Source organism: Stieleria neptunia, from assembly GCF_007754155.1.
Classification (GTDB): domain Bacteria; phylum Planctomycetota; class Planctomycetia; order Pirellulales; family Pirellulaceae; genus Stieleria; species Stieleria neptunia.
The window spans coordinates 7959277-7971103 of the sequence record NZ_CP037423.1 but is presented as its reverse complement, the minus strand read 5'-3'; the positions used below and the strand labels follow the sequence as shown (position 1 = coordinate 7971103).

The following is an 11827-nucleotide window of genomic DNA, read 5'->3' as shown; positions in this document are numbered from 1 at the left end:
CAGGCTGGGGCGGTAAGATTCGCCGTTCTTGCCTTTCCTCGTGCTCTGTAAGCTTTGTGTGTTTGGGTTGCGTTTGTCGAACGGACAAGAGTAACAAGGGATTCGGCAACCGTTGGTGTTTAGCCGTGAGGCGATTCCCGGTCGCTGCTAGGCAGCGACAGTGGGCGGCTAAAGCTTGCACACCAACACATATGAGTGGCCCCTTTTCCGGAGCAGCCTCGACAGGCTGGAAGCCTATCCCACGGGGTCAGTTGACGAAGCCGGGGTAGCGGGTTTGCAGTTCTTGGCGGGCTTCGGCGGCGCGTTCGGTTCGTCCGACTTTGGGCCACAGTTCGACGAGTCGGCTGAGCGCGGTGGCGTGGGCGTCGGGTTGGCCGGAGAACATCAGGTGCGTGTGCAGGTAGGCCAAGATGGCGCCTTCGATATCGCCGGCGGCTTCGTAGCTGGCTCCTTGGGCGTTGTAGATCTTGGCAGACATTTCGATATCGGTGGGGTTCAGTTCGCTGATCAGTTTGTCGGCCAACTCCAGTCCCTGTTTGCCTTTGCCGCCCTTGGCCAGCGCGACGGCTTGGCCCGCTTTGGCGAGCGTTTTCAGTCGCAGCGCGCTGGTCGAATTGACCTCCACGGACGCGACATCCGAAAACGCTTTCTCCGCTCCCGGAATGTCGTCTTGCTCCAGCATCGTGACGCCGATCAGGTAACGCGATTGGATTTTGGACTCCGTCGACGGTGCTTGGGCGAGGGCACCGTAGAACTGGAGCGCTTTGGCGTGCTGTTTTTGCGCCAGCGCGAGATCGCCCAACAGTTTGGCGACTGAATAGAAGTGGAATGAATCACGATTGCTGGTGGCGAAACTGATTCCTTCGGCTGTCGCGGCTTTGCGATCGCCTTGTCCGGCCAAAGCCAACTTGGCACGAGAGAGGAACCGATAATACGCGGCGTCAACTTTGATCAGTTCTCGTGAGAGCGTGTTGAAGTCGAGCGCCTTCAATTCGTCGAGTGCCTGTTCGTATTGGCCGTCGATGGCAAACTCGCGGGCGCGTGCCAAGGGCGGCGGATCGCCTTGGAAGGCGACCTTGCGAATCTCGTCTTCGCTGAAATTTTTCGTGTTCGCTCCGACCTTCAGTTGGATGCCGTTCTTGGTCACCGTTGTGATGGTGCCGCTGGACGCGGTCCCGGAGTCGTAGGTGTAGACACGATCGAGTTGCGCCTGGGCATCCTCGATCATGAGACCGAAGCTGAAAACGGCGGCAACAACGGAGAGGCAGAGTAGGCGAGGGTGGGTCATGAATCGTGTTATCGTGGGACGCAAAGGTTGAACGTGTTGTCAGTGGATAAAAGAGGCGGCGGACTCTAGTTCGGTTGAGGTTGGGGCTTGGCGATCCCGACGGGGTTTTGGCCGACCGAGCGTTGCGCTTCCTTCATCAGCGCGTCGTACTCGGCCCGTCGTTTGGGACCGCCGAGGTCGGGGAACAACGTGGCCGCTTCTCGAATCACCTTGATCGCTTTCTTGGTATCGTCGTCCCGCTTTCCGGCTTTTCCCATCAGGTACAAGCAGAGAGCGACGTGGTAGCGGGATTCAAAAAATTTCTCCTTAAAGTTTTCATTGCGATTGATCATCTTGCTGGTCTTGCTGCTGATCTCCGCCCAACCCCAGATGACATTCTTTTTGTCCTTGCCCGGACGAGCGCCTTCCAAGGCGGCCCGGTAGGCTTTGTAGGCGATGTTGGGCGGCAGGCTGCCGGCCCAGGATTCGTAGGCCTGGGCGGCTTCGACCTGGGCTTCCAGCATCAGCGGTTTTTGCTTCAACAATTTGTCAAACGTGTCGATCGAGTCCTTGTACTCGCCCACCAACCGCTGGGAGAGTCCCAACAGATAGGCGGTCGTCGGGTTGTCTTGATCGGGCAGCGCTTTAAACGTTGCGACGGCTTGGTTCAACAAGTCCTTGGCCTGACCGGTCGCCTTGACCTGACCTTGCTCCATCGAAGCCTCGCCCATCGACATCAGCGTCTGGCCGACCCACCGCAGGGTCGCGTTGTCGTTGGTGGCGTCGGAGATGCGTTGCAGCATCACACGAAATGCTTCGATCAACTTGGTCTTTCTGGCCGGCGTGGCGGTGTCGAGTTGTGATTTCAGATCGTTGGCCAAACGCATGTAGGTCTGTGTCAGCCTGGTTTGCGATTCTTCTCCCTGGTACGCCTTGCGAAGTTTTTCCATCGTGGCGGTCATCCGATCCAGATAGGATTCCGGCGTGTCCGACTCGAGCATCTGTCCGACCAAGGCCTTCAGTTCGGTGCTGTACAACTCACCGGCGAAGGATTCCGACTGCTTGCCGAGTTTGGTGATCCATTCCAGTGGACCGTACTTCGGATGATCAAGGACCTTGAGGGCGGCGGCGCTGTCCTGTTGCATCAGATGAATCTTGGCCAGCACCGTGGCGGCTTGCATGCCCTCGACTTCGATCAGATTGCCTTCGATCTCGTCCAACCCGGATTGCAGATTCTGCTTGGCGCGGTCCAACAATCTCTCCGACTTGGCGTCATCGCTCTCTTGGGTCCGTGCCACGATCGATTGGTTCCACAACAGCTGACCGAGCAAGCGTTTGAACGATGCCCGTTCGTTGCCGGCGGCCATCTGATCGATCAACTGCTGGGCGCCGTCGAAGTCGTCTTTCTTGAGCAACAATCGGATCTGCAGACCTTGGGCGGCGGCGGCGTTGGGGTCATCCGGCCAGGTCTTGGCCAAAAAGTTGCCGAGTGATTCCAGCTGCCGGATCAAACCTTCGTTGGCATCATCGGGGACTTCGGCCAACAGCAACTGCATGCTGGTCAGCGCCATCAAGCCGCCTTTGAGTCCCAGTTCGGTGCCGGGGGCATGGCGTGCCAAGAAGTTCCCCACCACCACGGTCTCACGAAGCCGCTTGGACTGGTACAGGAAGTACGCCAAAATCTGACGCGCCTGGTTAAGCGATTCGATGTTGGTGTCGGGCGTCACCATCGCCAACCCGCCGCGAAGGACTTGCACGCCGATTCGATACGATTCGTCGATCTGCTTTTGAATGTCGTCGATCTGTTGTTTCAGTTGAGGCGTTTGCTTCTGGGCTTGGATGACCTTGAGCGCTTCTTCCAAATCGCTGGTCACGTTCAAGACCTGCGTCGCCTTTTCCATCGCATCGTCAAAGCTGGAGGGGGGCTCCGCGGTGGGCAGTGTTTCGGCTTCCTGCTCGATCCCCAAGTCGGCCAACATCGCTTTGGCCTGTTCGACGTGCGGCCCGGGCACCTTGCTCGCGGCCCGCAACAGGTCGCGGCCTTCGGATTTGGCGCGACCGATCTCACCTTTTTTCAAACTGTCGTCGGCCGCTTTGGCGAGATAGGCTTTGGCCAATTGAATGCGAAATTCCTGCACCACCGGCAGAGACTCCTCGTTGGGGCGGATCTCCTTGACCCAGTTTGCGGTGCGGTCGATTGCTTCTTGGTAGGCCGGCGGGTCGGCGGCCAGCTTGAGTCGAATCACGCCCGCGGCGGACGTGAATTTGGCTTCGCGAAGTTGGTCGACGGCAGGTTCTTCGAGCATCCGCAGATAGTTGTCCAGTGCCGCATCGGACTTGCCGAGGATCTCGTTCAAATCGCCGAGATGGGACAACGCGATCGCGCCGGGAGAGTAGGTGGCATACTTTTTGTTGAGTTCCTCGAAGCGTTTGACGGCGTCTTGGAGTTGTTTTTTGCCGTCTTTGGCCGGTTCCGCGTGCGTCTTTGCGGCGAGCTTGATGGCATCGGCGGCGTTGAGCTGGGATTGCAGGAATTCGAATCGATATTGATCGCGGAGTGCGGCCGCGTCGGGATCTTTCTCGGGATCGATTTTCTGGCCCCGCATCGATTCCAGTTTTCCCCTCAGGTCACTGACGATGCCGTCGAACGTCTTGGCGGCCGCCAAATAGGACTCGCGGGCTTGCCGTTTTTCGGTTTCGACGGGGTCGCCGGCCAGCAGTTGAGCCGCCCGAATCATTTGCAGCTTGCCCAACTGCAGCCGCGCTTCGCTTTGACGCGGGTGGCTTTCGCGGGTGAGAAACTCCTGGAGCGAGGCTTCGGCATCGGCGAACGCCTTGTCGCGGTCGTCGGGGTTGCGAGAGTTGAGTGCCGTCTCGATGTAGGTCTGCGCTTTCTCGAGCGGAATGGCGGCCACGAACGAGGGATCCACGCCCGGCAGCTTCTCCGCCCGATCCAGGTAGCTGATCGCGGTATCAAAGTAGCCGACGTTGCGAAGTTGTTTGACGAAGGCTTCGGCGGGTTCGCCCTCGCCACGCACGTCTTGCGTCATCGCCAACGCAAACAGCAAGCAAGCTGCGACGACCGAAAGGCGGCCAATGGGATTTGACGGCCGATGGAAACACGACTTCGGCCGGCTGTGGCGCATAAGATTCGTCATACCGCGATTTGTCGAAAAGTGATCAGATTGAAGAAAGAGGTTAATCTAGCGTAAAGTCGTCCCTGCAGTCATTCAAGCGCACGCCCCCCTTCGGTCCGACGAGTCATGCGAATCCCATCGCAATTTAACGATTCCAGCCTTTATCGCCCCAGGCGAGGGGAGGGAAATCCGAAAAAGCGGACGTCAGCCCCCGGCGCGGCGGACAACCGGCGGCGGCTGATTCGGCTGGGCGTGGTGTTGCTGTTGGTGATCGTGGTGATGCGCGAGGCCCGTCGGCCGGGACTTTACCAGACCTTTTTTGTCGCCCCAGAAGAAACCTGGGTGCCGATCGAACCGGCAACCGAGCCGGCGTCGGCCCTGGCCCAGCGGCGCGACACATCCGGTGATGTTCCGGCCAACCGTCCGGCCCGCGAAGACGCGACCCCATCCGCCGCGGCAACGTCCCTTGCGACGGATTGGGAATCCGCCCCGCAGTGGGTCGACGCGATGGAGCTGTCGTTGCAACGGGCCTGGATCCAGTCGTTGATCCAGCTGCAATCGGTCGGCCGGCAATCCGGTGGCGATCGGGAACGCTTCAACTGGGGCGGCTTGTCCGTCGACCAACTCGATGCGTCGGCCGAACGATTGCAACAGCAGTCGCCACCCCAAGACGGCGAGGCGAAAACGAAGATCTTGGCGGCGCTGCAGACGCTGCGCACCTGTGCCGAAACGGGCGAGTGTTCCCGGACCATGTGGAATCAGATTTCGTCCTGGGCATCGCCGTTGCTGGATGCCCTGCAAACCGCGGCCTTTCAACGCGTCGACGACGGAACGTTTTGGAGCAGCGCCGACAGCGATGCGTTTTACTTGGGTCTGGCTCGTGCCGATCAGCTTGCCGCCGATCAGGGCGTCACGACGGGCACGCTGCCGCTGCTGCAACAACCCGAGGTCTATCGCGGTCAGACGGTTCGACTGGTCGGTCGGTTGCAACTGGCGGAGAAGAAAACCGCCCAAGCCAATCGCGTCGCAATCGAAAGTTACTGGAAACTGTGGATCATTCCCGCCGACGGCGGCATCCGCCCGACGATCCTGGTGACGCGACAACTGCCCGAGGCCATCGCGGACTCGTTGACCGCCGACGGATCATGGGATCGACAATCCAATCCCGCCAACCCGGACGGCCAGATCGCCGCGGTCGGTCGGTTCATCAAGCGGCTGCCCTATCGATCATCGATCGGTGCCGACTTGGCACCGGTGGTGATCGGTCGACTCGTCGGAGCCAAGGGGGGCGCAGCGGCGACGGATGGGCAACCGGCAGGGAACGCCGACGGCGGACCGGATGCAAATGCTGATAAGGTGATGGGGATCACCGGGATCTTGCTCGCGGTGCTTGCCGGCATCGCGTTGGCCGGAGGGTTGATGTACCGCAGCGCCCAAGATGCCAAGCGAACCCGAAACTTGCGGCAACAGGCCGGCGACGATGTTCGACTCGACCTCGATGCCCTCACCCACCACGACTCCGAAAAGCAGGGAACGCCATCATGAGATTCGTTTGGACCAGAATGGTCTTTGGCACCCCTGGCACGGGCATGCGTGTTGGTGTGCAGGCTTTAGCCGCCAACTGTCGCTGCGATGCAGCGACCGGGAATCGCCTCAAGGGACCGTCCAGCTTCAGGCGACCGCTTTTCCGAGTACGACGGCCCTTCCGGGCCGTCGTCCGGAGGACTGTCTCACTGATGATCGCGATCGCTTCGACGTTGTGCTTTAGCGGGCAGTCGCCGGCGCAATCCGCCATCGATCTGCTCAGCGGTTTTGACGCCCAGCGGATTGAAGCCTGTTATCCGGTCAGCGATTCCAACGTGGCCGGTGAAATGTCGCGGCTGTTGTTTCGAATGCGCAAATCGGATGAAGACGCGCTGGCATCGCGATCGGCCGGTTCGATCACCGACCCGACCGTTGCGGCCGAGTTGACCACCGGCGATGCGGTTGAAGTCGAAGGCACGATCGAGGCCGTTCGTCAATACAGTGTCCCCGAATCGTTGACCGAGTTCCTGGAGTTGGAAACGTTTCAAGAACTGGTGCTGGCGCTGCCGGATTCCGAAGATTCGATTGCGGTTTTCGCACCGTCGCTGGTCGGCAAGATTTCCGAAGGCGACCGAGTCAAAGCGAATGCGATCGTGATCGACGCGTCGAGCGCCGAACAAGTCTTTGCGGCCGGGCGTGTCGCGTGGTTCCCGGCGATGGCCGAAAGTGTGGGCTGGAAGCTGCTCGCGCGCCAGGGTGTGGACTTGAGCCGCATCGCCGAAGCGGCATCCAGGAATCGTCGGTCGCTGGAAGCCGCCGACGGCGACGCGTTTTACTCGATGCTCGCGGCCGCCAAAAACCTGAACACCGACCCCTTTGATCCGGCCACCTCCCCGGATCCCCTGGCGATCGAGCCGGTGGAATTGCTGCAGTCCCCGCAGGACTATCACGGGCAGTGGATCCGAATGAACGCATCGACGGTTCGGATCACACGCATCAGTGTGTCCGATCCGGCGCGGCGGGCGCAACTGGGCCAGGACCACTATTACCAGGTCGACGCCAGCGGCGATCTGGGCAATACGATCATCCAATTGGCGCGCAGCGAGGACGATCCCGGCGAGCCGATTCGGATGAGCGGTTCGTATCCCGTCTCGCTGGTCGCGGCCTCGTTGCCGAGTTTTCTGATCGAGCAGCTCGGGGACAACGACGCCGTCGTCACCATGCTCAGCCACCCCGTTGCGATCGAAGGATTCTTTTATCGTTTGTGGAGCTACAAGAACGAATTCATGACCCGCGAAGGTGGCGGCAAACAGGTCGGTCCGTTGATCGTCGTTTCGGCCTGGCAGTCGATGGCCCCGCCGGCGAGCGATGACGGCCAGGTTCAAGTGATCGGATACGCGTTGGCGGTCGGGATCGCGGTCGCAATCCTGGCCACGATCTGGTGGACCCGGCGCAACGCCAAAGAAGACGCCAAGGCGCGTGAGAGCACACTCGATTCGATCAAGATCGATCTGTAGCCTTGGACGCTCCAACCGGTCCCCAGGCTCCGCCCAACGCGTGAACGATGGATTGCCTGTGTTTGACAAGGCTGTCTTTTTTGTGAGCCGCGACGCGTCAGCGGCCGGGCACCGCGACGCTGCCCGAGGCCTTACGGCCAGCGGCTCACCATTGACTCAGCAGATCCCGATTAAATCGACAGCCCGCTCGCGCCGTTCTGCTATCACGTTCAGAGCCAAAGTTAGCGGCAGGGCGCGAGCCCTCCGGTCGTTCAAAACACCGATCGGCAGCGACACGCTACACTGCCTCCTCTTGACCGTGACGGCTGCTCTGAGACGATGGGCGTTTGTGACGATGGGCGTTTGTCAGTCGTCTTTCCCTATTCGCCCCTTTCCCTGAATCAAGAATCAACCATGCGTCGCGCAAAAATCACCGTCATCGGAGCTGGTAACGTCGGAGCAACCTGTGCACATTGGTGTGCCGCTGCGGAGCTCGGTGACATTGTCCTGTTGGATATTCCCCAAACCGAAGACATGCCGGCCGGGAAAGCACTCGACCTGATGCAGTCGTCGCCGATCATGGGATTCGATTCCACGATCGTGGGAACCACCAGTTACGACGACGCGGCGGACAGCGACGTGATCGTCGTCACCGCCGGAATCCCGCGAAAACCCGGCATGAGCCGCGATGACTTGCTGAGCACCAACGCGCGGATCATCACCAGCGTCGGCGAAGAGATCAAGAAATCCAGCCCCAACGCCGTCGTGATCGTCGTCAGCAACCCGCTCGACGCGATGGTCCAGCAGATGTGGAAGGTCACCGGTTTCGATCGCTCCAAAGTCTGCGGGCAAGCCGGCGTTCTGGACACCGCGCGATACCGCACGTTCTTGGCGATGGAACTGGGCGTCAGTGTCGAAGACATCAGCGCACTGCTGATGGGCGGTCACGGCGACACGATGGTTCCGATCCCCAGTTGCACCAGCGTCGGCGGGATTCCGGTGACCCAGTTGATCGACCCGGCACGCCTGGAAGAAATCGTCGAGCGAACCCGCAAGGGCGGTGCGGAAATCGTCTCGTTGCTGAAGACCGGTAGCGCCTACTACGCCCCCGCGGCCGCCTGTGCCCAGATGGTCGAAGCGGTCGTCAAAGACAAGAAACGCTGCATCCCCGTCGCCGCACTGTGCGAAAGCGAATACGGCGTCGGCGGCTACTACGTCGGTGTGCCCGTGATCATGGGCAGCGCCGGTGTGGAAAAGGTGATCGAATTGAACCTGACCGAATCCGAAACGGCTGATTTCCAAAAGAGCGTCGACGCGGTCAAGGGCTTGGTCGCATCGATGGACGCGTTACTCGCCGGTTAGCATCACGCCGGCAAACGGGTGCGTTGCACCCGATCCTCGTTCCAATCCGATCCTCGTTCCAAGGCTCCGCCTTGGAACGCATTGCCGGTGTGGCTCCGCCACGCGTTGGGGACGATTCGGAGGCGGAGCCTCCGGATCAGTGTGTTCCCAGGCAGAGCCTGGGCTGCGCAAAATTGCAGCTCAGAAGGATAGCAGATTTAGGCCGTATCGGTTCCTGGGGATGACGGTAGTACGCTGCGGCGGAACATCGTCATGGTTTGTCTGAGGTTGTCCTTCACCCAATTGCATAGGGTTTTGTGGGTAACGGAGGCGAGGCTCGTTTCAATGGCTTCCGCACTGACGTCGGCGACGCTGGCAGCCATTGATAAGACGTTGCGGGTGAAACCGCTGCGAGAATGTTGTCGACCCATCTGCTTGCCCTTACCGATCAAGGATTCAAGGATTTCGCTGCTCGCCGGCAACCTCTCCCCGGGGGCAAGAATGCTTGAATTCTCTTCGATCGCCGAGACGATCTCGTCGCGAAACGCTTGGCTCTGCCAATCGCCTACATCACACGAAAGTTTTTCAGCCAGGGAAGCAGCCGAGTCTGCGTTAAAACCGACTGTTCGTGAGTGCTCTAACGTCTTGTCGACCATCCGCATCAGACGTGCCCAGACTGCGATCGATTCACGATAGTCAAGCACCCAAGCGAATTTCTCTTCCAGGCGACCAAGTCGATCTTGTTGCTGACGTTCTTCATGGGGGGTGTCAAGCAGACGCAACATCCGCTCTGCCCACCCGATCAGACTGTGCAGATTCATGAAGCGTGCCTTGACCTTGAGTTTGGGAGGCAACAACGATCCCAGCTCAGTCTGTTTGGCTTTCGGTTGTGTCTTTCCACATTGCCCGAGAAACGAATCCCATTGAGGGTCTTTCTGCAGGACATGTTTGAGTGCCGTCGCAGTTCGGTGACACATGTCGGTCAATGCGATCGTCGACTCGCTTTCCTGTTGAAAACCAGCGATTCCGTTGACCAAGTCGGAACCTTGGTCGGAAATGATGGCCTTGACCTGACCGACTCGGTCAGCAGCTTTCTTCAGTTGCTCGGCAACAATCTTGCCGTTGGATGTCTGGACAATCTCGATCAGGATGGCCGAGAGATCGCTCAGTCGGATAGGCCGATCGAGATTGAGCCAATGTTCAAGGCGAATCCCAACGATCAAAAGACATTTCTCGTTTCCCAATTGGATCGTGTGGTCGACCAGGAGAATCCAATCGTCGGCCTGTTCTTTGGGACGCGTTAATTCATGCAGCCCCCGTCGCAGCGTCCAGTTCTGAATCGTGTTTGCCGTAGGGGCGTGAGACAATCCAGAATGGATGGTGCCTAGCGTGCGGGCAATTTTCTCACAAGCTCGATAGCTGATGGTTGCTTGGAGCACCCAAGAAATCGTGAGTACAACGAGACTCAACGAAAAAGAATGTTGGGGGGCCGGCGGCAGCAATTGAGTCGACGGCTGCGTCGGGCGATTCTTCAGGGGCTGCTCCGCGTTTTTAACTGCTCTAATTCACTCTGCAGCTCGGCGACGCGCCGCCGCAGTTGGCTTGCCTCGCCTCTCCATCGCTGGCGGCTCTCTCTCGCATTGCAGAGGTTTTGCTTGAGTTCCTTAATCAACCGCTTGGATTGCATGGCGTTGTTCTTCCATTTCTCTCGTCCACGGCGTGCCGAACCAAGAAGTTTGGAAACAGGTGACTTATACTCAATCGTGGCTTGAGACATGACTGAACCTCCATGACGCGGAAAAACTGCATATAAGAGAACCAATTCCGTCAAATTCTCAAATAGCAATTTCAACACAAAACCGGTCGGTTTTGCGCAGCCCAGGCAGAGCCTGGGAACAAGTGTAAAACGCTGTGGGCGTAGAGGGTTCACGAGACCGGCAAACGGGTGCGTTGGATGCGGTGGTTGTTGCTGTCCAGCACGTGCATCCTGTTTTTCGAATCGACGACCAGCCCCCAGGGCTGGTAGAGCTGGCCGATTTCGAACCCCGGCGCGCCCCAGATCGACAGCGGCGTGCCGTCGGCGGCCAGGCGTTGAATCCGCTGGTTGCCGTATTCGCACACCAGCACGCCGCCGTCGGCCAGCAGCGCCAAGTCATAGGGATAATGGAACTGGCCGGGTTGCTGGCCTTGTTGGCCCCAGGCGTCGATCCAGCGTGGCGCCGGGCCGCTGATGTCGTAGCGTTGAATCCGATGGTTACACGCATCGGCGATCCACAACACGTCGCCGGCGATCACCAGGCTTTGCGGACGAACAAATTTTTTCTGCTCGCGTCCCGTCCCGCCCCACTGGGTCATGAAGTTGCCATCGGGATCAAATTTCTGGATGCGGTCGGAATCGCCGTATTCGCCGATGTAATAACAGCCGTCGTCGTCCGAAACGGCATCGGTGACGAAGGCGAATTGGCCCGGGTCTCGCCCCGGCTGGCCGCCGATTTCTTTGGACTCGATCCGTTGGCCATCGAGGCGGTAGACCAGCATGCGATAATAGTGGGTATCGGCGACGAGTAACAAATCGTCTTCGGGGCGTCGCCCGTGTTGGATCGCCAGCCCCGTCGGCCGCCCGTTTTTCGTCTCCGGCGTTCGCCATTGGCGCAACCAATTCCCGTCGCGATCAAAGACTTGGATGCGACCGGTGGTATCGACGATGTAAAGCTGATCGTTGCGATCGATGGTGATGGCGCGAGGCTTGAGGAAACGGCCCGAGCTCTGTCCCCGTCTGCCCCAGACCAATTCCGTCTGGCCGTGTCCGCTGGCCGGCACACAGCCCGTCGCGGCGGCGGTGAGCAACGCTGCGGTGCCGAGCCCTGCCCGCTTCAGCATCGCGCGACGCGGCATCGGGGTTGATTGTCGCAGGGCCGGTTGTCGCAGGTGTCTCATCGGATCCGATTGACGTGTGATCGTTTTTTGCGGGGGACGCTCTCATTCTACAGGGCTTTTCCCGTTCGTCCGGTTGTGGACTTAATTTTGCGGCTCTTACAATGTCGGCACTCGATCCGGGGCGC

Annotated in this window: 8 protein-coding genes; 3 read left to right on the top strand and 5 right to left on the bottom strand. The window is 59.6% G+C overall.

The annotated features are described in order from the left end of the window. Positions 1-247: 247 nt before the first annotated feature. Both Enr13x_RS27820 and Enr13x_RS27815 read right to left on the bottom strand, forming a co-directional pair. Positions 248-1288 (bottom strand): hypothetical protein, encoded by a 1041-nt coding sequence (locus Enr13x_RS27820; RefSeq protein ID WP_231743821.1) that lies wholly within the window; start codon positions 1286-1288, stop codon positions 248-250. A 65-nt stretch (positions 1289-1353) separates the two neighbouring features. Next, positions 1354-4425, bottom strand: a complete 3072-nt coding sequence (locus tag Enr13x_RS27815; RefSeq protein ID WP_145390143.1) for a tetratricopeptide repeat protein — start codon at positions 4423-4425, stop codon at positions 1354-1356. A 105-nt stretch (positions 4426-4530) separates the two neighbouring features. Here Enr13x_RS27815 and Enr13x_RS27810 point away from each other — a divergent pair, with 105 nt between their 5' ends. From Enr13x_RS27810 to mdh, 3 genes are all read left to right on the top strand, one after another. After that, complete coding sequence (locus Enr13x_RS27810) at positions 4531-5949, top strand: hypothetical protein (RefSeq protein ID WP_145390142.1); 1419 nt, start codon at positions 4531-4533, stop codon at positions 5947-5949. 191 nt (positions 5950-6140) lie between these two features. Beyond that, the gene (locus Enr13x_RS27805; protein ID WP_145390141.1) at positions 6141-7445 is read left to right on the top strand and encodes a hypothetical protein; all 1305 of its coding nucleotides are present in this window, start codon (positions 6141-6143) and stop codon (positions 7443-7445) included. Positions 7446-7838: 393 nt separating this feature from the next. Next, positions 7839-8786, top strand: coding sequence for a malate dehydrogenase (gene mdh / locus Enr13x_RS27800; RefSeq protein WP_145390140.1), 948 nt, complete (start codon positions 7839-7841; stop codon positions 8784-8786). Positions 8787-8983: 197 nt separating this feature from the next. On the opposite strand, the gene Enr13x_RS27795 is transcribed toward mdh, so the two are convergent. The 3 genes from Enr13x_RS27795 to Enr13x_RS27785 all read right to left on the bottom strand — a co-directional run bounded on the left by Enr13x_RS27795 (position 8984) and on the right by Enr13x_RS27785 (position 11702). Further along, positions 8984-10204, bottom strand: coding sequence for a hypothetical protein (locus tag Enr13x_RS27795; RefSeq protein WP_145390139.1), 1221 nt, complete (start codon positions 10202-10204; stop codon positions 8984-8986). A 92-nt stretch (positions 10205-10296) separates the two neighbouring features. Beyond that, positions 10297-10542 (bottom strand): hypothetical protein, encoded by a 246-nt coding sequence (locus Enr13x_RS27790; RefSeq protein WP_145384425.1) that lies wholly within the window; start codon positions 10540-10542, stop codon positions 10297-10299. A 149-nt stretch (positions 10543-10691) separates the two neighbouring features. Then, positions 10692-11702 carry an NHL repeat-containing protein gene (locus Enr13x_RS27785; protein WP_145390138.1) on the bottom strand — a complete coding sequence of 337 codons (1011 nt, stop codon included), beginning with the start codon at positions 11700-11702 and terminating at the stop codon, positions 10692-10694. Positions 11703-11827 lie beyond the last annotated feature (125 nt).